At 72.5% G+C, this 20,099-nt stretch carries 18 protein-coding genes; 4 read left to right on the forward strand and 14 right to left on the reverse strand.

The window, feature by feature from the left end:
- The first annotated feature begins 7 nt into the window (after positions 1 to 7).
- Genes kdpC through AB1285_RS13470 form a run of 3 tightly spaced genes read left to right on the forward strand, consistent with a single transcriptional unit; the run spans position 8 to position 3,839 of the window.
- Entirely contained in the window at positions 8 to 613 is a 606-nt protein-coding gene (gene kdpC / locus AB1285_RS13460) for a potassium-transporting ATPase subunit KdpC (protein WP_370428056.1), read from the forward strand.
- Positions 610 to 3,171, forward strand: coding sequence for an ATP-binding protein (locus AB1285_RS13465; RefSeq protein ID WP_370428057.1), 2,562 nt, complete (start codon positions 610 to 612; stop codon positions 3,169 to 3,171). The genes kdpC and AB1285_RS13465 overlap by 4 nt, the downstream gene beginning before the upstream one ends.
- Complete coding sequence (locus AB1285_RS13470) at positions 3,168 to 3,839, forward strand: response regulator (protein ID WP_187663044.1); 672 nt, start codon at positions 3,168 to 3,170, stop codon at positions 3,837 to 3,839. The genes AB1285_RS13465 and AB1285_RS13470 overlap by 4 nt, the downstream gene beginning before the upstream one ends.
- Here the strand turns inward: AB1285_RS13470 and AB1285_RS13475 are convergent.
- Both AB1285_RS13475 and AB1285_RS13480 read right to left on the reverse strand, forming a co-directional pair.
- On the reverse strand, positions 3,836 to 4,651 hold the full coding sequence (locus AB1285_RS13475; RefSeq protein ID WP_259954928.1) for a TspO/MBR family protein: 816 nt from the start codon (positions 4,649 to 4,651) through the stop codon (positions 3,836 to 3,838). The genes AB1285_RS13470 and AB1285_RS13475 overlap by 4 nt on opposite strands.
- An 87-nt stretch (positions 4,652 to 4,738) precedes the next feature.
- A complete protein-coding gene (locus AB1285_RS13480) occupies positions 4,739 to 5,305 on the reverse strand; it encodes a TetR/AcrR family transcriptional regulator (RefSeq protein WP_370428058.1) in 567 nt (188 codons plus the stop codon).
- A 95-nt stretch (positions 5,306 to 5,400) separates the two neighbouring features.
- Here AB1285_RS13480 and AB1285_RS13485 point away from each other — a divergent pair, with 95 nt between their 5' ends.
- The gene (locus tag AB1285_RS13485) at positions 5,401 to 6,243 is read left to right on the forward strand and encodes an alpha/beta fold hydrolase (RefSeq protein ID WP_370428059.1); all 843 of its coding nucleotides are present in this window, start codon (positions 5,401 to 5,403) and stop codon (positions 6,241 to 6,243) included.
- 70 nt (positions 6,244 to 6,313) lie between these two features.
- Here the strand turns inward: AB1285_RS13485 and AB1285_RS13490 are convergent, their stop codons facing one another.
- The 12 genes from AB1285_RS13490 to AB1285_RS13545 form a co-directional block, all read right to left on the reverse strand.
- Positions 6,314 to 8,392, reverse strand: a complete 2,079-nt coding sequence (locus AB1285_RS13490) for an iron ABC transporter permease (protein WP_370428060.1) — start codon at positions 8,390 to 8,392, stop codon at positions 6,314 to 6,316.
- A complete protein-coding gene (locus AB1285_RS13495) occupies positions 8,389 to 9,420 on the reverse strand; it encodes an ABC transporter substrate-binding protein (protein WP_370428061.1) in 1,032 nt (343 codons plus the stop codon). Before AB1285_RS13495 ends, AB1285_RS13490 begins: the two co-directional genes overlap by 4 nt.
- A 24-nt stretch (positions 9,421 to 9,444) precedes the next feature.
- A complete protein-coding gene (locus AB1285_RS13500; RefSeq protein WP_259954923.1) occupies positions 9,445 to 10,284 on the reverse strand; it encodes an ABC transporter ATP-binding protein in 840 nt (279 codons plus the stop codon).
- Position 10,285: 1 nt separating this feature from the next.
- Positions 10,286 to 11,242 (reverse strand): siderophore-interacting protein, encoded by a 957-nt coding sequence (locus tag AB1285_RS13505; RefSeq protein WP_370428062.1) that lies wholly within the window; start codon positions 11,240 to 11,242, stop codon positions 10,286 to 10,288.
- Positions 11,232 to 12,032 carry an ABC transporter ATP-binding protein gene (locus AB1285_RS13510; protein WP_025104024.1) on the reverse strand — a complete coding sequence of 267 codons (801 nt, stop codon included), beginning with the start codon at positions 12,030 to 12,032 and terminating at the stop codon, positions 11,232 to 11,234. The genes AB1285_RS13505 and AB1285_RS13510 overlap by 11 nt, the downstream gene beginning before the upstream one ends.
- Entirely contained in the window at positions 12,029 to 13,102 is a 1,074-nt protein-coding gene (locus AB1285_RS13515) for a FecCD family ABC transporter permease (protein ID WP_370428063.1), read from the reverse strand. The genes AB1285_RS13510 and AB1285_RS13515 overlap by 4 nt, the downstream gene beginning before the upstream one ends.
- Positions 13,099 to 14,142, reverse strand: a complete 1,044-nt coding sequence (locus tag AB1285_RS13520; RefSeq protein WP_370428064.1) for a FecCD family ABC transporter permease — start codon at positions 14,140 to 14,142, stop codon at positions 13,099 to 13,101. Before AB1285_RS13520 ends, AB1285_RS13515 begins: the two co-directional genes overlap by 4 nt.
- A 32-nt stretch (positions 14,143 to 14,174) precedes the next feature.
- Entirely contained in the window at positions 14,175 to 15,200 is a 1,026-nt protein-coding gene (locus tag AB1285_RS13525; RefSeq protein ID WP_370428065.1) for an iron-siderophore ABC transporter substrate-binding protein, read from the reverse strand.
- 234 nt (positions 15,201 to 15,434) lie between these two features.
- Positions 15,435 to 15,638, reverse strand: a complete 204-nt coding sequence (locus AB1285_RS13530; protein ID WP_025104028.1) for a cold-shock protein — start codon at positions 15,636 to 15,638, stop codon at positions 15,435 to 15,437.
- 73 nt (positions 15,639 to 15,711) lie between these two features.
- On the reverse strand, positions 15,712 to 18,576 hold the full coding sequence (locus AB1285_RS13535) for a helix-turn-helix transcriptional regulator (RefSeq protein ID WP_370428066.1): 2,865 nt from the start codon (positions 18,574 to 18,576) through the stop codon (positions 15,712 to 15,714).
- Positions 18,577 to 18,641: 65 nt separating this feature from the next.
- Positions 18,642 to 18,860 carry a hypothetical protein gene (locus tag AB1285_RS13540; RefSeq protein WP_187663032.1) on the reverse strand — a complete coding sequence of 73 codons (219 nt, stop codon included), beginning with the start codon at positions 18,858 to 18,860 and terminating at the stop codon, positions 18,642 to 18,644.
- 132 nt (positions 18,861 to 18,992) lie between these two features.
- Positions 18,993 to 20,081, reverse strand: a complete 1,089-nt coding sequence (locus AB1285_RS13545) for a hypothetical protein (protein ID WP_370428067.1) — start codon at positions 20,079 to 20,081, stop codon at positions 18,993 to 18,995.
- Between the last annotated feature and the right edge of the window lie 18 nt (positions 20,082 to 20,099).

Here is a 20,099-nt window from a genome sequence, read left to right on the forward strand (position 1 = left end):
GAACGCCATGTCGTCCACCACCCGCACCACGATGCGCACCGCCGGTGTCGCCGTCCGCGCGATGCTCGTCCTCACCCTCGTCCTCGGCGTCGGGTACACGCTGCTCGTCACCGGCATCGGCCAGCTCCTCCTCCCCGCACAGGCGAACGGCTCGATGCTCCCCGGCGACCGGGGCAGCGCGCTCCTCGGCCAGTCCTTCACAGATGCCGACGGCGAAGCCCTGCCCGAGTACTTCCAGTCCCGCCCCTCGGCGGCCGGCGACGGGTACGACGGGGCGTCGTCCGGCGGCAGCAACCTCGGGCCGGAGAACCCCGACCTCGTCGCCGCCATCGCCGCGCGGAAGGCCGAGGTCGCCGCCAGAGTGGGCATCGATCCGTCCGCGGTCCCCGCGGATGCCGTGACCGCGTCCGGCTCCGGCCTCGACCCGCACATCAGCGTCGCGTACGCCCTGCTCCAGGTGCCGCGGGTGGCCGCCGCCCGCGACCTGGCCGAAGACGAGGTGCGGGCCCTCGTGGAGTCTAGGATTCAAGGGCGGGACCTGGGGTTCCTCGGCGAGGAGCGCATCAACGTCGCGGAGCTGAATCTCGCACTCGACGACCGGGAGGGTGCATGAGCGCAGAGCGGCCGCCGCGCCCCGCGACGGACCGGAACCGCCGCGGACGGCTGCGCGTCCTCCTCGGCGCCGCGCCGGGCGTCGGGAAGACCTTCGAGATGCTCGCCGAGGGTCGGCGACTCCGCGAGGAAGGCCGCGACGTGGTCATCGCGATCGTGGAGACCCACGGCCGTGCGGCCACGGCCGCCCTCACCTCCGGGCTGCCCGAGGTGCCGCGGCGCGAGGACGCCCATCGCGGGGTCACCCTCTCCGAGCTCGACCTCGATGCGGTGCTCTCCCTCGCCCCGGAGATCGCTCTGGTGGACGAGTTCGCGCACACGAACGCCCCCGGCTCGCGGAACCCCAAGCGCTGGCAGGACGTCGAGGAGCTGCTGGACGCGGGGATCGACGTCGTCACCACCGTGAACGTGCAGCACATCGAGTCGCTGAACGCGGTCGTGGAGAAGATCACCGGGATCGCCCAGCGCGAGACCATCCCGGACGCGGTCGTCCGCGCCGCCGACGAGATCGAGGTCGTCGACCTCGCACCGCAGACGCTCCGCGACCGGCTCGCCGCAGGTCTCGTCTACCCCGCTGAGCGGGTCGACGCCGCCCTCTCGCACTACTTCCGGCTCGGCAACCTCACCGCCCTGCGGGAGCTCGCCCTGCTGTGGCTCGCCGACGAGGTCGACAGCGCGCTCCGCAGCTATCGCGCCGAACAGGGCATCGCGGGAGCCTGGCAGGCGCGCGAGCGGGTGGTCGTCGCCCTCACCGGCGGCCCGGAGGGCGAGACGCTGCTGCGCCGCGGGGCCCGCATCGCCGCACGCTCCGCCGGCGGGGAGCTGCTCGCCGTGCACGTGACCGCCCAGGACGGACTGCGCGACGAGACCCCCGGCGCCCTCGCCGCGCAGCGCTCCCTCGTCGAGTCCCTCGGCGGCACGTACCACCAGGTGGTCGGGGACGACATCCCGGCGACGCTCGTCGAGTTCGCGCAGAGTGCCGACGCCACGCAGCTCGTGATCGGGGTGAGCCGGCGCGGCCGCCTCGCCGCCGCCCTCACCGGGCCGGGGATCGGCGCCGAGGTCATCCGCCGCTCGGGCGACATCGACGTGCACATCGTGACCCACGCCGCGGCGGGCGGCCGGCTCGCCCTCCCCCGCATCACCGGCGGTGCGCTCGGCTGGCGTCGGCAGGCGCTGGGCTTCGGCGTGGCCCTCGTGTTCGGCCCGCTGCTGTCCTGGCTGATGTTCACCGTCCGCAGCCCCGAGTCGATCACGGCGGAGGTGCTCGCCTACCAGCTGCTCGTCGTGGTGGTCGCCCTCATCGGCGGCATCCGTCCCGCCGTGTTCGCGGCGGTGCTCTCCGGCATCACCCTCGACTTCCTCTTCGTCGCCCCGCTGTTCACGATCACGATCGCGCACCCGCTGCACGTGCTCGCGCTCACCCTCTATGTCATCATCGCGATCCTCGTGAGCCTCATCGTCGACCAGGCCGCCCGCCGGGCGCGGACCGCGCAGCGGGCGACCGCCGAGGCGGAGCTCCTCGCGGCCGTCGCCGGGAACGTGCTCCGCGGCGACAACGCCGTGCTCGCCCTCGTCAGCCGGACGCGGGAGGCGTTCGGGCTGAGCGGGGTGCGGCTGCTCAGCCCCTCCGGCGAGGTGCTGGCCAGCGACGGCGAGCCGGTACCGGACGGCCGCGCCACCACCATCCCGGTCGGGGTCGCGTCCGGTGGCGGCCCGCGCGCCGTGCTGGAGCTCAACGGGGAGCCGATCGCCGGTCCGGAGCGCCGACTGCTCGACGCGATCGTCGCCCAGCTCTCCGCCGCCATCGAGCACACCGATCTCCGCGCGACCGCGCGGGAGGCGGAAGCCCTCGCCGAGACCGACCAGGTCCGCAGCGCCCTGCTCTCCGCCGTCAGTCACGACCTGCGCCGGCCGCTGGCCTCGGCGGTCGCCGCGATCGGCGGGCTCCGCGGCGCGCACGGCCTGTCCGCGGAGGACCGCGCGGAGCTGCTGGAGACCGCGGACGAGAGCCTCGCGACCCTCTCCGCCCTCGTCACCGATCTCCTCGACGTGAGCCGCGTGGAGGCGGGAGTGCTCGCGGTCTCGGCCCAGCGGATCGACGCGGCCGGCCCCGTGCTCGCCGCGGTGGACGAGCTCGGTCTCGGCCCCGCCGACGTCGAGCTCGCCCTGGACCCCGACCTGCCGCCGCTGCACGCGGACCCCGTGCTCTTGCAGCGGGTACTCGTGAACGTGCTCGCCAACGCCCACCGTCACGCTCCCGACGGCAGTCGCGTGCTCGTGTCGAGCAGCCGGCTGGGGGATCGGGCAGAGCTCCGGATCATCGACCGCGGCGAGGGCATCGCGCCGGAACGCCGCGATGCCGTCTTCCAGCCGTTCCAGCGTTTCGGCGACACCGACAACACAGCGGGGCTCGGGCTCGGGCTCGCCCTGTCGCGCGGTTTCACGGAGGGCATGGGCGGTAGCCTGACTCCGGAGGACACCCCAGGGGGCGGACTCACCATGGTCATCTCCCTGCCGCTCGCCGCAGGGTCTTCCGACACGGAGGGGACGGAGTGAAGCTCCTCATCGCCGACGACGACCCGCAGATGGTGCGGGCGCTGCGGATCACCCTCGCGGCGCACGGCTACGAGGTCGTCGTGGCCGCCGATGGCGCCGCCGCGATCGCCGCCGCAGCGCAGAGCCATCCCGACCTCATCATGCTCGACCTCGGCATGCCCCGCCTCGACGGCATCGAGGTGATCCAGGCGCTCCGCGGCTGGACGAGCGTGCCCATCATCGTCGTGTCGGGGCGGACGGGCTCCGCCGACAAGGTGGAGGCGCTGGACGCCGGGGCGGACGACTTCGTCACGAAGCCCTTCCAGGTCGACGAGCTGCTGGCCCGGCTGCGGGCGCTCTCCCGCCGCGCGGTCGCCGCGAACGGGGAGTCCGTGGTCGCGTTCGGGGACGTCGTCGTCGACCTCGCCACGAAGACCGTGACCCGCGCCGGCACCCGGGTGCACCTCACGCCGACCGAGTGGCGGATGCTCGAGCACCTCGCGCGGCATCCGGGCGCGCTGGTGACCCGGCAGGATCTCCTCAAGGAGATCTGGGGCAGTGCCCAGGTGTCCGACTCCGGCTACCTGCGGCTCTATATGTCCCAGCTCCGCAAGAAGCTGGAGCGCGAGCCTTCGACGCCCGTCCACCTGCTGACGGAGTCAGGAATGGGCTACCGGCTGGTCCTCTAGCGACCGAGCGGCGCGCGGTCGTGCGTGCCCGCGATGCGACGCCGACGGAGGACCGCCACGACGCCGACGACTACGAGGAGGACGGCCACGATGATCGCGGTGACGGCGGTGGGCGTGCTCTCCGGCTCGCCCGTGAGACGCCCGACCGCGAGCCAGCTCAGACCCCAGGCGGTCGCGAGCGCCGGCGCGAGGCGTCCGGTGAACCAGGCCGATGCGGCGCCGATCACCAGCACGACCACGAGCACGGCGACGGCCCAGGCGTCGGGGGCACCCGCTCCGATCTCCGGGACCGTCTGGGTGAGCCAGGCGGCGGTGTTGGCGACCGTCGCGATGGTGACCCAGCCGAAGTGCAGGCCGTTCGCCCCGTCGGTGAGGAGCCGATCAGCGAGATTACGGGCGGGGAACCGGCCGAGGAGCACGATGACGCGGGCGAGCGTCGCGAGCAGGAGCGCGATCACGAGCACGGTCAGCCACAGCGTCAGGTAGCGCGCGGTCACGAGCCAGAGGCCGTTGAGCACCATCGAGAGGGCGATCCAGCCGCCGACCGCCTGCTGTCGCTCGTCGCGGCGCTGCGCGGGGAGCGCCTGCCACACGGTGTAGGCGAGGAGTCCCACATAGATGAGCGACCAGATCGAGAAGGCCGGTCCGGCGGGGGCGAGGTACGAGCCTTGGGCCGAGAGCGCGCCGTTCTGCAGCTCATCGACGGAGTCACCGCCGAAGGCGCCGGCGCCGATGGCCGCGGCGATCAGCATGAACACGGCGGCGGCGATCACGAGGCTCTGGCGGGCGATGCCCTTCGTCGAGGTCTCCATGCCCGCACCCTACGCGGGAGGAGGACGGAAGGGAGTGGCCTTGACAGTGCCCCTTCGTTTCGCTAACCAGGTTAGCGAGTGGAGGCGTCAGGCCGGAGCGAGGGCGGCGTCGATCAGGACCTCGGCGGCGCGGCGCGCGTGCACGGCGGCCTCCGGGTCCGCACCGATCGCCGCCGTGCTCTGCGCCCCCTCGGCGAGGAGCGAGAGCTGGGCGGCCAGGCCCACCGGGGCGCCGGTCGCCGCGACGAGCTCCGCCATGTACTGCTGGAACGCCGCCTTGTGCGCGCGGACGATGCCGGCGACCTCGGGGCTCGTGCCCCCGAGCTCGCCGAATGCGTTGATGAAGGCGCAGCCCCGGAACCCGTCGCTGCAGAACCAGTCCTCCAGGTAGCCGTAGACCGCGAGGAGGCGGGCGCGCGGATCGTCGCCGCTCTGCGCCACGGCGGCGGTGAGCCCCTGCTCCCACTCGGCGTGCTTCCGCGTCAGCACCGCCGCGACGATGTCCGTCTTCGCCGGAAACAGCGAATAGACGCGCCGCAGCGACACCCCGGCGGCGGACCGGAGCTCGTCCATGCCGACCGCCGCATAGCCCTTGCGGTAGTAGAGCTCCTCCGCGGCGGAGAGGATGCGTTCGCGCGCCTCGTCTTCGGTCATGTCCAGAAGTCTACTTGACATGAGAACGAACGTTCTCTAGATTGATCACATCAGGCGAGAACGGTCGTTCTCACCGGCATCGGAAGGAACACATCATGGGTTACATCACCGTCGGCACCGAGAACACCACCCCGATCGAGCTCTACTACGAAGACCAGGGCAGCGGTCAGCCCGTCGTGCTGATCCACGGCTACCCGCTCAACGGGCACAGCTGGGAGCGCCAGACCCGCGAGCTCCTCGCCCAGGGGTACCGCGTCATCACCTACGACCGCCGCGGCTTCGGACAGTCCTCCAAGGTCGGCTCCGGCTACGACTACGACACCTTCGCCGCCGATCTGAACACCGTGCTCGAGACCCTCGACCTCCGCGACGTCGTGCTCGTCGGCTTCTCCATGGGCACCGGCGAGCTCGCCCGCTACGTCGGCCGCTACGGCCACGAGCGCGTCGCGAAGCTCGCCTTCCTCGCGTCGCTCGAGCCCTTCCTCGTGCAGCGCGACGACAACCCCGAGGGCGTGCCGCAGGAGGTCTTCGACGGGATCGAGGCCGCCGCCAAGGACGACCGCTACTCCTGGTTCACCCAGTTCTACAAGGACTTCTACAACCTCGACGAGAACCTCGGCACGCGCATCAGCCAGCAGGTCGTCGACGCGAACTGGAACCTCTCCGTCACCAGCGCCCCGGTCGCCGCCTACGCCGTGGTCCCGACCTGGATCGAGGACTTCCGCGACGACGTGAAGGCCGTGGCCGCCGCCGGCAAGCCGACCCTGATCCTGCACGGCACCAAGGACAACATCCTGCCGATCGACGCGACCGCCCGCCGCTTCCACCAGGCCGTCCCCGAGGCCGAGTACGTCGAGGTCGAGGGCGCCCCGCACGGCCTCCTCTGGACCCACGCCGACGAGGTCAACGCCGCCCTGACGCAGTTCCTGGCCCGGTAACCCTCGTTCGAATCGCCCGAATGGCCCCATTTCCTCCGGAGATGGGGCCATTCGGGCGATTCGAAGCGGGTCAGCGGGAGCGCCAGAGCAGCCAGACGAAGTACGGGGCACCGATCAGCGCGACCACGAGACCCGCCGGAAGCTGCGCGGGGGCGATCACCGTCCGGCCGATCGTGTCCGCGATGCCCACGAGCAGCCCGCCGAGGAGCACCGCCGTCGGGATCACTCGCGAGTGCCGCGCGCCCACCAGGGCCCGCGCCGCGTGCGGCGCCACGAGCCCCACGAAGCCGATGACCCCGATCGCCGTCACGCTCAGCGCCGCGAGGACGGCCGCCACCAGCAGCAGCGTCAACCGGACGGGCTCCAGCCGGATGCCGACCAGTCGCGGGGTGTCCTCATCGAGCGACAGCACGTCGAGCTCCCGGCGACTCATCACCACGAACGGCACCGCGATCACGAGGACGATCGCCAGCGGGATGACCTGCTCCCACACCCGCCCGTACGTCGTCCCGGAGAGCCAGGTGTAGATCTTCGGGGTGTCCCACGGGTTCGAGCGCAGCAGGAAGAAGGTCGTGAGGGAGACCGTGAAGTACGAGACCCCGATGCCGATGAGCAGGAAACGGTCCGCGTTCAGGCCGCCCCGCCACGACAGCAGGTAGACGAGGGCGAAGGCGAGCAGCGAGCCGGTGACGGCTCCCGCGATCATCCCGCCCGTCGACGACGTGATGCTCGTGATCACCAGCACCGCGCCGAGCCCGCCGCCGCCGGTGACGCCGAGGATGCCCGGGTCGGCGAGCGGGTTGCGGCTCACCCCCTGGATCACGGCGCCGGAGAGCGCGAGCGCGGCGCCGGCGACCACGGCGGCCACGATCCGCGGCGCGCGCTCGTCGAGGGCGAAGGCGATGGGCGCGGGAGCCTGCCCCTGCAGCCATAGCGCGATGTCGCCGGTGAGCAGCCAGGTGTGCCCGGCGAGCAGTCCGAGCAGCAGCACCCCGACCACGCCGAGGGCGACGAGGGCGAGGGTGATCCGGAAGCGCAGGCGGCTGCGCACCCCGAAGCGCACCCGCGGAGGCTCGCGCGTGGGACCGGCGTCGCGGAGGCGTCGGGCCATGAGCACGAGCACGATCGCGCCGAGCAGCGTCGTCGCGACGCCGGTCGGGATGAGGATCGCGGCCTCCGCGCCGATCAGCGCGCGCAGGAGGGCGTCGGAGAGGATGACGACGAGGGCGCCGAGGAGCCCCGACGCGGGGATCAGCAGCAGATGGCGGTTCAGGCTCGGCACCACCCGCGCCAGCAGCCGCGCGAGCACCGGCGCACACAGCCCGACGAAGCCCATCGGCCCGGCGAGCGTCACCGCGACCGCCGTGAGGGTGACCGCGAGGAGGATCCCGATGGTCCTGGTCGACCGGATCGGCACGCCGAGCGACGAGGCGGTGTCGTCGCCCAGGGACAGGATGTCGAGGCGCCGCGCGAGCACGAGGGCCAGCACCGTGACGACCACGACGACCGGAGCCGCCTGCAGGAACGCGGTGAGTCCGAGCTGCGACAGGCTCCCGCTCCCCCAGGCGAGCAGTCCCTTGGTCTCCTCGTCGAACAGGATGAGCAGGGTCGAGGTCGCGGCCTGGAAGGCGAGCGCCAGCGCAGAGCCCGCGAGGATGAGGCGGGTCGTGGACGACCCCGCCCCTCCGGCGAGTCCGAGCACGATGCCCGCGGCGACGATGCCGCCCGCGAACGCCACCGCCCCGGAGGCCCACACCGGCACGGCGATCCCGAACGCGGCGAGCGCCGTGACGGCGAGGTAGGCCCCGGCGGTCACGCCGAGCGTGTCGGGTGACGCGAGGGCATTGCGGGCGAGGGACTGCAGCAGGATGCCGGCGACGCCGAGGGCCACGCCCACCGCGACGCCGGCGGCGAGCCGCGGCACCCGCGATCCCCAGAGGACGTCGGCGTCGGCGAACACCGCGCCGCTCGTGCCCTGCGTGAGGTGCCAGCAGGCGACCGCCACCAGCACGACGGCGAGAGCGACGAGCACGCCGACGCCCGTCCACACCGCGGGCTTCCGACCCTCCGCCCCCACGCGGACGGCGGACGCCGGGGCGTCAGGCTCCGCGGTCGCCGTCGCGTCGTCGAGGCGGAGGGTCTCCGTCACTTCGAGAGCACCTCGAGGTAGCCGTCGATGATCTGCGCGGTCGAGCGCGGGCCGCCGAAGGTCCAGATACCTGCCGGGAACGCGGTCAGGCGGTCCTCCGCCACCGCGGGGAGCGAGGTCCACGCGGGGTTGTCCGCGAGGGCGTCGACGAAGCTCTCGGAATCCGGGTCCGCGGTGCTGGTGTAGAACAGGTTCGCGTCGCCGACCGTCGTCATGCCCTCGACATCGGTCTGCCCGAGGCCGTACACGGGGTCGACCTCGCCGGTCCAGGCGTTCGTCAGCCCGAGCTCCTCGCCCACCTCGCCGACGAGCGAACCCTGGCCGAACGGACGCAGCGCCACGTTGCCGCCGTCGACCCAGCCGTCGAAGAACACGAAGTCGGTGGTGGCGAGGTCGCGGTCGGCGAGCTCGGCCTTCGCGGTGTCGAGGTGCTCCTGGAACTCCTCGGTGACGACGTCGGCCCGCTCCCCGCGGCCGGTGACCTGGGCGATGAGGTCGAAGGTGTTCAGCATCTTGGCGATCGGGTCCTTCGCATCGGCGCCGATCGTCGCGAGCACGGGCACGTCGTAGGCCTCGAGCTGCGCGACGATGGGGTCGTCCGCGGCACTGACCTCGACGATCACGAGGTCGGGGTCGGTGCCGAACAGCGTCTCCAGGTTCGGCTCCTGGCGGGTGCCCACGTCGACGATGCCCTCCGGCAGCTCCTCCGCGGTGACCCAGGTGCTGTACCCCTCGGCGTCGGCCACCGCGACCGGCGTCACGCACAGCGACAGGGCGTCCTCGATCTGCTGCCACTCGAGCACCGCGATCCGCTCGGCCGGCGTGTCGAGCTCGACCGTGCGGCCGAGGTCGTCGGTGACGGAGACCGCCCCGGTCGAGGTGCTCGTGGTGTCGTCCGTGCAGCCCGCGCTCGTCGAGGTCGGGGCGTCCGATCCCTCGGCGGACGGCGTCTGCGTGGTGCCGCAGCCGGCGAGCGCGAGGGTGAGGGCGCCGCCCAGGGCGAGCACGGCGAGGGAGGTCTTCTTCATCGGTGGTTCCTTCAGGGGTCGGGATCAGGAGGCGGAGGGGGCGCGGAGGCGACCGTGGTGGCGACCGCGCGGACGCACCCGCACCAGCCCGGTCTCCTCGTCGAGGGCGGTGTCGATGCGCAGGCCGTACACGTGCGAGAGGTTCTCGCCGGTGAGCACTTCGGCGGGCGCCCCCGCCGCGTGGACCCGGCCGCGGTGCATCAGCACGACGTCGTCGGCGACCGAGGCGGCGTGGTCGAGGTCGTGCAGCACGACGCCGAGCGCGGTGCCGTGGTCGTCGGCGAGCTCCCGCACCAGGTCGAGGGTCTCCACCTGGTAGCGCAGGTCGAGGTGGTTGGTCGGCTCGTCGAGCAGCAGCACCCCGGTGTCCTGGGCGAGTGCGGTCGCCAGCCAGACGCGCTGCAGCTCGCCGCCGGAGAGCTGGTCGACCGGACGGGCGGCCATGGCGGAGAGGCCGGTGAGGGCGAGGGCGCGCGCCACGGCCGCTCGGTCGGCGTCGCTCACGCCGGAGAACCGTCCGCGGTGCGGGTGGCGGCCGTAGGCGACGACGTCGGAGACCTCGATCCCGGACGGGTGCGGCCGGGACTGCGACAGCATCGCGACGGTCTTCGCGAACTCCTTGGCGGAGAGGGCGGCGGCGTCGCGCGACTCCGCGCCGCCGACGCGCACGGTCCCCGCCTCGATGCGGTGCAGCCGCGCGAGAGCGCGGAGGACGGTCGACTTGCCGCTGCCGTTCGGTCCGATCAGCGTGGTCACCCGGCCCGGCGCGAGGCGCAGGGATACGTCGTGCACGACCCGGGTGCGGCCGTAGCCGAGGACGAGGGACTCCCCCTCCAGGCTGTGGCGATCGATGGCCTCGGTCATCTCAGCCCCGCATCGCGACGCCGCGGCGCCAGTAGCCCATGAAGGCGACCTGCGCGCGATCGACGCCGAGGTCCTTCACGAGGTGCCGACGCAGCGTCGTCACGACACCGCTCTCGCCCGCGATCCAGAAGTAGCGGCCGGCGCGGTCGTCCTCACGGGGGATCTCCTCCCCCAACCTCGAGTACTCGGGGGTCTCCCACAGGAGGTCCTCCCCCTCGATGTCGGTGACCCGGATCTCGTCCCCGGCGTCGTCATCCCCCAGATACTCGAGCACCGCGGGGATGAGGCGAAGGCCGTGGGGCTCGCCGATGTCGCGCGGGAGCCAGTGCACGTCGACCCCGGCCGGCACGTCGATCGCGAGCACGTCGGCGGGCGACGGCACCTCGATGAAGGCGACGCCGCGGAGGTCACGCGGGGCGTCCTCCAGGATCCGGGCGATGGCGGGGGCCGCGGTCTCATCGCCGACGAGGACCACCGAGGTCGCCGCCCCCGGCGCGTACTCCGCCCCGCCGTGCGCGACGACGCCGCGGCGCGGGCCGACCAGCCACAGCTCCTGACCCACCGCGGCGGTGCTCGCCCACCGCGAGGCCGGACCGGTGAGTCCGGGCTCGAGGTGCAGCACGAAGTCGATGTCGACCTCGGTGCGGCCGTCGTCGGCGACCCGCAGCTCGCGCACGGAGTAGGTGCGCATCGAGCCGCGCTCCTCCTCCGGGACGGCGAGGTACGAGCCCCACCAGTCGTACGTCGACCGGTCGATCTCCGCGAGCACGCCGGACGCGGGCGGGAAGACGAGCTTGACCCGGCTGTCGTAGACCGCGCCGGGGGTCCCCAGCTCGCTGAGCTCCTCGCCGCCGAGCGTCACCCGCACGAACGACGGGGAGACGCGGTCGACGCCGCGCACCTCGGCGCGGGTGAGAATGTAGGTCGGGCGCTCGGTCGTGGTGGATTCAGCGGACATGATGCCTTCCGATGGGGGTGACCATCGGCTTGCCGGAGACCGGGTCGATGGTGATCTGATTGGGGAGGCCGAAGACCTCCTGCACGAGCTCGGCGGTGACGACGTCCTGCGGGGCGCCGATCGCGTGCACGCGGCCGTCTTTCATGGCCACCAGCTCGTCGGCGTAGCGTGCGGCGAGGTTGAGGTCGTGCAGCACCATGACGATCGTGGTGCCGCGCGCGACGCTGAGGTCGGTGAGCAGGTCGAGCACCTCGACCTGGTGGGCGACGTCGAGGAACGTCGTCGGCTCGTCCAGCAGCAGGATGTCGGTCTCCTGCGCGAGGGCCATCGCGATCCAGACGCGCTGCCGCTGACCGCCGGAGAGCTCGTCCACGCTGCGGTCGGCGAGGTCGCTGATCCCGGTCGCGTCCAGGGCGTCGGCGACGACCTCGTAGTCGTGCGCGCTCCACCGCGACAGTGCCCGCTGATGGGGATGACGCCCGCGACCGACGAGGTCCGCGACGGCGATGCCCTCGGGGGCCACGGGCGACTGCGGCAGCAGACCGAGGATGCGCGCGACCTCCTTCGTGGGGCGGGCGTGGATGGACTTCCCGTCGAGCACGACCTCCCCGTCCCCCGGCGACAACAGGCGGGCGAGGGCGCGCAGCAGCGTCGACTTGCCGCAGCCGTTGGCGCCGACGATCGTGGTGATCTTCCCCGGCGCGATCTGCAGGTCGAGGCCCTCGACCACGGTGCGGTCGCCGTAGGAGAGGGTGACCCCCTCGGCGGACAGGCGGTGGGCGGCGGTCACAGCGAGCCTCCGGTGCGGTTGGTGCGGATGAGCAGGTAGATGAGGTACGGCGCGCCGACGACGCCGGTGACCACGCCGACCGGGTACCGCGCGCCGAGCGCGAACTGGGCGATGAGGTCGCCGCCGAGCACGAGCACCGCGCCGACGAGGCCGCTGGGCAGCAGCAGCGTGGCACCGGGACCGGTGAGCCGCGCGGCGATGGGTCCCGCCATGAACGCGACGAACGCGATCGGCCCGGTGGCAGCGGTCGCGAAGGCGAGGAGGGCCACGGCGCCGAGGATGAAGACGAGGCGCGTGGCGGTGACCCGCACGCCGAGCCCCGCGGCGGACTCGTCCCCGAGCTGGAGCGTGCCCAGCGCCCGGCCCTGCGAGAGCAGCAGCGGCACGAGGATCGCGGCGGCGATCGCCATCGGCAGCACCCGCTCCCACGACGCGTTGTTGAGGCTGCCGGTGAGCCACTGCATCGCGGTCTGGATGTCCCAGTTCGCGGCCCGGGACAGCAGGTAGGAGATGACGCTCTGCAGCATCGCCGCGACGCCGATCCCGATGAGGATGAGGCGGGTGCCCGCGAAGCCGCCCTTGATGGCGAGGAGGTAGATCGCCAGCGCGGTGACGAGGGCACCGACGAGCGCGAGGAGCGAGACGGCGGGGCCGTTGAGCGAGAGCACGACGATGCCGAACACCGCGGCGGCACCGGCGCCGTTCGAGATGCCGATGATGTCCGGGGAGGCGAGCGGGTTGCGCAGCATGGTCTGGAAGGTGACGCCCGCCATGCCGAACGCGAGGCCGGTGAGGATCGCGAGGACGGCGCGCGGCAGGCGCAGGTCGCCGACGGTGAACGACGCACCGGGCACCGTCTCGCCGAGGATCACGCGGACGACCTCGTCGAGCGGGTAGAACGTGTTGCCGACCATGAGCGCCACCGTGAAGAGCACGACCACGACGGCCCCGAGCGCGACGGTGACCACGGCATGACGGCGGTGGCGTGCCCGGCGGCCGGCGATGACACGCGCGGTGCGGGCGGCGGCGGACTCGTCGCCGCGGACGAGGGTGTGCTCGGTCGTGCTCACAGCTCCCGCACCTTCTGTCGGCGGACGATCCAGATGAAGAACGGCGCCCCGATGATCGCCGTGATGATACCCACCTGGATCTCCTCGGACGACGGCGAGATCACGCGTCCGACGATGTCGCTCGCGGTGAGCAGCGCGGCGCCGGCGAGGGCCGAGAACGGCAGCAGCCAGCGGTGGTCTGTGCCCACGAGCATCCGGCACATGTGGGGGACGATGAGCCCGACGAACCCGATCGGCCCTGCGATCGCCGTCGCCGCGCCGGCCAGGATGACCGCACCGAGGGCCGACAGCATCCGGGTGCGCAGCACGTGCTCGCCGAGCCCCTTGGCCATGTCGTCACCGAGGGCGAGGGAGTTCATGCCGCGTGCAGACAGGAAGCAGATGAGGGCGCCGACCGCGAGGACCGGGGCGGTGATCGCGATCCGCGGCCACTCCGCCCCGCCGACGCCGCCGATCTGCCACGACTGGAACGTCTGGAGCAGGTCGACCCGCGGCAGCATGACCGCGCTGATGAGCGAGGCGAACGCGGCGGAGGTCGCCGCCCCCGCGAGGGCCAGCTTGAGCGGGGTGGCCCCGCCACGGCCGAGGGAGCCGACGGTGTAGACGAACACGGCGGCCGCCGCGGCGCCCACGATCGCGAAGGCCATCTGCCCGTAGGGATTGCTGAGTCCGAAGAACGCGATGCCGAGGACGACCGCGAACGAAGCGCCGTTCGAGACCCCCAGGATGCCGGGGTCGGCGACGGGGTTGCGGGTGACGGCCTGCATCGTCGCTCCCGCGAGGGCGAGGGCCGCCCCCACGAGGAGCGCGAGCACCGTGCGGGGGATGCGCTTGACGACCGCGGCCTGAGCGATCGTGTCCGACTGCCCGGAGAGCGCCGCGAGGATGTCGTCGAGGGTGACCGCCCGCACCCCGAACGACACCGAGAGCACGACGAGCACGAGGATCACACCGACCCCGGCGAGCAGCCAGAGGGTGCGTACCACCGCCGGACGCCGCAGGGTGGCGGCGTCCGGCGCGAGAACGGGTGCTGAGATCACGACGACTCTCCGCTGGGGGGCGGACGCGGAGCTTACTTCGCGAGCGGCGCGGCGAGGATGGCCAGGTAGTCCTCGAGACCCCACGGGATCGACAGCGCCGACGGGTTCGCCGATGCGGCGATGGGGGTGGCGTCCGGGAGGATCGCGACGCGGCCCTCCGCGATGGCCGGGATCTTCGACAGCAGCGGGTCGGCCTGCAGCGTGGCGAGAGTGGAGTCGTCGCCGTAGGTCACGAGCACGTCGACGTCGTCGAACTTCTGCGCCTCCTCGGCGCTCACCTGCAGGTAGAACTGGTCGCTGTCCTCGTTCTCCTCCACGATCGCGGGGAGCGGCAGGCCGAGGTCGTGCAGGTAGCCGGGGCGCGTGTCGGCCGCGGTGTAGTAGCCGATCTGGCTCAGGTCGCTCGGGTCGAAGTAGGCGAACAGCACCTTCTTGCCCTCGAGCGCGCTGTTGGCCGCGAGGGCCGCGTCGGCGTCGGCGTGCAGGTCCTCGATCAGGGCCTCGCCCTCAGCATCGAGCCCCAGGGCCTTGGAGTTCATCTCGACCATGTCGTCGACGGACGTGCCCCACGCGACGTCGGGGTAGGCGACGACCGGGGCGATCTTGGAGAGCGTGTCGTACTCCTCCTGCGTGAGGCCGGAGTAGGCGGCGAGGATGACATCGGGCTCGGTGTCGGCCACCGCCTCGTAGTCGATGCCGTCGGTCTCGTCGAAGAGCACCGGGGTCTCGCCGCCGAGCTCGTCGAGCTTCTCCTCCACCCAGGGCAGGATGCCGTTGTCGTCGTCGTCGCCCCAGGTGGCCTTGCTCATGCCGACCGGGACGATGCCGAGGGCCAGGGGCACCTCGTGGTTCGCCCACGCGATGGTCGCCACGCGCTCGGGCTTCTCGTCGATGGTCGTCTCGCCGTAGACGTGCTCGATGGTGACCGGGAACGCGTCGTCGGAGGCCGGGTTGCTCCCGGCGGACGCGGTCGACTCCGGCGCGGAGGACGAGCAGGCGGAGAGCGTCACGGCGAGCGCGGCGGCCGCGCCGAGGGCGAGAAGTCGAGAGGTGCGCACAGGCGTTCCCTTCGGGATGGGAGATGGGGTGTCGACGCGAGAGCGTCCGGCCTTTGGTAAGCCTCGCCTAATCTAACACGGAGGTTAGGGCTGCCTCACTCCCGTTTCGAATCGCTCACCTTGTCCCATCCGGCGCCCGGATGCCGCAAAGTGGGCGATTCGAAGGTGTCGGGGCAACGAAAAAGCCGGCCGGACCCGTACGGATCCGGCCGGCTTCAGGAAGTCAGCGCACGCTCAGAGAGCGCGGATGTTCGCCGCCTGCATGCCCTTGGGGCCACGCTCAGCGTCGAATTCGACCTTCTGGTTCTCGCGGAGCTCCTTGAAACCGGAGCCGGCGATAGCCGAGTAGTGGGCGAAGAGGTCCTCGGTGCCGTCATCGGGAGCGATGAAGCCGAAGCCCTTCTCTGCGTTGAACCATTTCACAGTGCCAGTGGCCATGTGTTTTCTACTTTCTGTTGACCGGCCGCTCGCGCGGCCTGCATCATGCCGATGATCCGACATGCATGCTCGGTCACGCTACCACGGCCGACTGACCGGATGCCGCCTCTTCGGCCGTGCGATGGGCGAGTGCCGCTTCGGTGCGCGTGCTGACACCGAGTTTGCGCAGCACCGCCGAGACGTGCACGCTGACGGTCTTCACACTGATGAACAGGCGCTCCCCGATCTGGCGGTTGCTCAGGCCCTCAGAGATCAGGGCGAGTACCTGCCGCTCCCTGGCCGTCAGCTGCTCCGCGTCGGCCTCGCGGGGTCCGGTCGGACGTACCCCGGACGCATCGCCGAACCGTGTCAGTGCCTTCTGCAGCGGCACGTGGCCGAGGCGCTCAGCGATCGCCGTCGCCGTGGCCAGCACGGCAGCCGCCTCGGCGCGCTCCCCGGCGGCGACGTGCAGCCGGGCCCGCTCGAGCCGGAGCACCACCCGGAACGTCACCGGAACGTCGTCCCCGTCCGCACACACCAGCGCCTCGTCGACCACCGCCGGCTCCGGTTCGAGCAGGGCGTGCAGCACCGTCGACCACGCGTCGTCCTGGAGTTCCGGCGGCTGCGCCTCCCACGCCGTCCGCACCGCCGCGGCCGCCGCCTCGACGTCCGCGCCGCCCGCACGCAGCGCCGTCACGAGGGCCCCCGCCTCCAGGAGCAGCCGCCGCTGATGCAGCAACGCCGGACGCTCGTCCTCCAGCATCGCCAAGATCACGTCGAGCGCTCCGCGGAGGTCGCCCTGACTCTCGGTGACGGCGACCTGCATCGTGATCCGGTCGTACCAGATCTGCCGCTCCGAGACCCCCGTCTCCTCGAACGCCGGCAGCCACTCCCGCAGGGTCTCCGCGGCTTCCGCGGCCCGGCCCCGCCAGGCGAGCACCCGCACCCGGGTCATGCTCACGTACATCCGGAACACCCGCAGCGTGCCCTGCAGGAAATCGCGGGCCAGCATGTCCTCGACCTGGTCGATCTCCCCGAGCTCCAGCAGCGGCACGATCATGTTCTGCGCCATGATCGAGCCCGAGGTGCGCTCGACGCGGAGCTCACGGGCTCGCCGCAGACCCTCCTCCGCGACGGCGACCGCCTCCCGGTAGCGGCCCAGCAGCGTCAGCAGGTCGGAGTAGTTGACGCGGTAACGCATCTCGGCCGTCGATCCGGCGGCGAGGTCGCGTGCCCGTCCGTACTCGCGCACCCCCTCCGCGACCCGTCCGAGGTGCGCCAGCGACCCGCCACGGACGTTCGCGGCGATCGAGAGCTGGTCCGTCGTCGGGGCGCCCGCCGCCCGGCGCTCCGCCTCGTCGGCGAGGCGGATGGCTTCCTCCCGGTCACCCGCGATCATGCGACGACTCGCGAGCTGATTCAGCAGTTCCGCACGGAACACGTCGTCGTCGACCCGCTCGGCGAGCGCCAACGCCTCCTGAAGCAACGGGACGGCTCCGAGACGCCCGAGGTTGACGAGGTACAGCGCCTTGTTGCGCAGCAGCCGGGCGTGCAGTCGCGGGTCGACCGTCGCCGCGTCGACCTCGCTCAGCGCGACGTTGGCGACCGCGAGCGCGCGCTCCCCGTCGCCGGCGTTGCGCAGGACCGACCCGAGCACGTGGAGGAGGTCGAGACGCGCGAAGCCCGTCGCCTCCGCCGCGTCCGGCACGAGCGGCCAGAGCTCGAGGACGAGCTCCCCGAACCGCGCCGCGCTGGCGAAGGCGTACTGGGCCTTCGCCTGCCGCATGGCGTCGGCGGCGGCCGCGATCGCACGACGATCGTCCTGCGCGAGCTGCCAGTGGTAGGCCGACGCCGCCGCGTCGTCGCCCCCGCCCTCCTCCAACGCCTCGGCGTAGGCCCGGTGCAGCCGCGCCCTCTCGCCGGGGAGCAGATCGCCGTGCACGGCCTCCCGCAGCAGTGCGTGGCGGAACCGGTAGTCGTCTTCGCCCACGACGATGATGCCGCTGCGCACGGCCTCACGGACGGCGTCTTCGACACGATCCTCCGGAAGATCGACGAGGCGCAGCAGCAGCGGATCCGTGAGCGGCCGCTCGGCGCCGGACATCACCTGCACCACCCGGCGCGCGTCGTCGCCGAGGCGGTCGAAGCGGGCGAGCAGCAGGTCGCGCAGGCTCTCCGGCAGGGGGCCCTGGGCGCACCCGGCGATCTCCTCGACGAAGAAGGGGACGCCCTCCGCGCGCACCTGCAGCCGCTCCAGCGCCGTCGCGGTCGGCGCGCGTCCCGTGATCTGTGCAACCAGCTCGCCGACCGCATGGTCGTCGAGGCGCGGCACGGTCATCCGTTCGAGCAGCCGCGCCCTCGTGGCCTCGCCGATGAACCGGCTCACCGCGTCGCCTCGGCGCACATCGTCGGTGCGGCAGGTGATGAGCAGCAGGAGGCGGCCACGGTCGAGCGTGCGCAGCAGGAAGGAGAGGATCGCGAGGGTCGAGTCGTCGGCCCAGTGCAGGTCTTCGACGACGATGACCTGCGGCGCCAGCTCCGTGGCGGCCTCGATGAGGGAGGCGATCGCGTCGCGCAGGCGTTCGGGGCTGGTGCGGTCGCGAGCGGCGGGAGCGTCGACGAGCTCGGGCAGCAGCATGCCGAGAGCCTCGACGCCCACGCCGACCGCCTCGCGCACACGCTCCGCGCCCAGCCGCTCCACGAGCGAGCGGAGGATGCCGGCGAGCGGGCCGAACGGGGCGCGCGAGGTGCCGAGGTCGAGGCACCAGCCCCCGTGCACGTCGGCCGCGGTCGCGATCTCGGCGCTGAACTCCCGCACCAGCCGGGACTTGCCGATCCCCGCCTCGCCCTCCACGAGCAGCGCGGCGGGCACACCCTGGCGCACGCCGTCGAACAGGCGGCGCATCCCGGCGAGCTCGGCATCACGCCCGACCATCGCGGCGGTGGGGGCTGGGGCCATGGACCCATCGTGCCACTGCCCGCGGACATCCGGAGGGCCGGGGAAGGACAGGACGACGCCGTCCGTCATCGGGCGACGGCCGGATCGCACGCCGCTGTGCGCGGAGCCTGCGGCGCCGACGCTCGCCCGCGTCCGAGGCGCAGCAGCCGGCGCAGCGGACCCGCAGGACGCGGCACGATCTGGTCCGCGTGCTCGATGAGCATCCGGCGCCGGGCGACCGCGCGCTCGATCTGCTCCTGCTCGAAGACGGTGACCTGATGGATGAGGGAGGGGTGCTCGAACATGATGTCTCCTCGACGGTTCGGTGTATCCCTACACTCCGCTCTGAGGTGCCCCCTCGACATCGGACGGATGCCCTATCTTCCGCGCCCTCTTCCCGCCCACCTCCCTACGCCGACGCAGGCCCCCGCGCCGCATCAGGCTCCTGGTCCACCCACCCGCCTGAGCCCGCGCGAACGCCCGCCCTCCCAGAGCGAGGGCCGCGCGGACGGACGGGTCCCCTCCGGCACGACGATCGCGAGCACCCGCACGAGCGTCGTCATCCACAGCAGTCCGAGCCCGACGACGGCCGCCTCCACCGCGGTCACCGGGAAGAAGCCGAGCGGCCACCACAGCAGCACGGCCCCGACCACGAGCACCCCGACGGCGACGGAGGTCACCACGAGGGCCAGGGGCCGACCGGGGACGATCAAAGTCGTCGCCGCGGCAGCCCCGAGGAAGAGGAGCAGTGCCGCGACGGCTGCGATGTCGTGCGGCACGGGGGCTCGATACAGCGGCAGGACCCCGACCGCGGCGAGAGCGAGTCCGGCCGCCGCCCACAGCACGACCACGGTCGCGATCCGGGACAGCGCGTGGTCCCCGAGCAGCCGATGCAGATCGCGACCGATGTACGAGCCGACGGTGGCGACCAGCAGCCCGGCGACGACGAGGGTGCCGTTGAACGCCCACCCCACCCCGAGCTGCGAGAAGTTCTCCTCCCACCACCGGGGGTCGACGGCGGTCACCATCGCGAACAGCGTGCCGATCACGAGGAACCCGAACAGGAGCCCGGCGAGGTCCGCGGTCCGGAGCCCGATTCCCGCACCGAAGGCGAGTCGTCCGCCGACCGCGGCCGCGACCCCCGTGAGCAGCCCGCCGCCGATGGCTCCGAGCGCGAGGCCGCGCAGGCCCGCCGCGAGCACCTCGGCCGTGAGCAGCACGCCCATCGCCGTCACCGCCCCGAACGCGACGGTGAGGGCGGCGGCCGAGAGGCGCGACACGACCCGTTGCCAGCGCGGCATCGCGGCTGGCTCATCGCGACGGTGCAGGAGAGTGCTGACGACGAAGGCCAGGGCCGCGACACTGCCGGCGACCCCCGCAGCGGGCAGCGCCAGTCCTCCCTCACCCGTCAGCGGCCGCGGCGGGCCGGCGAGGAGCAGCGCCCCGGCGAGAGCTCCCCCGACGAAGCAGACCACGGTCGCGAGCACGGCACGCCCCTCGCCGCGCAGACGCTCCCTCGTGTCCATGCGCCCATGCAAGCACGC

The organism is Microbacterium sp. NRRL B-14842, from assembly GCF_050470785.1.

Excerpts from the sequence above, each read along its gene's own strand:
- AB1285_RS13535 (WP_370428066.1), bottom strand. The coding sequence starts at position 18,576 with ATGGCCCCAGCCCCCACCGCCGCGATGGTCGGGCGTGATGCCGAGCTC.
- AB1285_RS13485 (WP_370428059.1), top strand. The coding sequence starts at position 5,401 with ATGGGTTACATCACCGTCGGCACCGAGAACACCACCCCGATCGAGCTC.
- AB1285_RS13495 (WP_370428061.1), bottom strand. The coding sequence starts at position 9,420 with ATGAAGAAGACCTCCCTCGCCGTGCTCGCCCTGGGCGGCGCCCTCACC.
- AB1285_RS13530 (WP_025104028.1), bottom strand. The coding sequence starts at position 15,638 with ATGGCCACTGGCACTGTGAAATGGTTCAACGCAGAGAAGGGCTTCGGC.
- AB1285_RS13545 (WP_370428067.1), bottom strand. The coding sequence starts at position 20,081 with ATGGACACGAGGGAGCGTCTGCGCGGCGAGGGGCGTGCCGTGCTCGCG.
- AB1285_RS13465 (WP_370428057.1), top strand. The coding sequence starts at position 610 with ATGAGCGCAGAGCGGCCGCCGCGCCCCGCGACGGACCGGAACCGCCGC.
- AB1285_RS13540 (WP_187663032.1), bottom strand. The coding sequence starts at position 18,860 with ATGTTCGAGCACCCCTCCCTCATCCATCAGGTCACCGTCTTCGAGCAG.
- AB1285_RS13475 (WP_259954928.1), bottom strand. The coding sequence starts at position 4,651 with ATGGAGACCTCGACGAAGGGCATCGCCCGCCAGAGCCTCGTGATCGCC.
- AB1285_RS13480 (WP_370428058.1), bottom strand. The coding sequence starts at position 5,305 with ATGACCGAAGACGAGGCGCGCGAACGCATCCTCTCCGCCGCGGAGGAG.
- AB1285_RS13500 (WP_259954923.1), bottom strand. The coding sequence starts at position 10,284 with ATGACCGAGGCCATCGATCGCCACAGCCTGGAGGGGGAGTCCCTCGTC.
- AB1285_RS13505 (WP_370428062.1), bottom strand. The coding sequence starts at position 11,242 with ATGTCCGCTGAATCCACCACGACCGAGCGCCCGACCTACATTCTCACC.
- kdpC (WP_370428056.1), top strand. The coding sequence starts at position 8 with ATGTCGTCCACCACCCGCACCACGATGCGCACCGCCGGTGTCGCCGTC.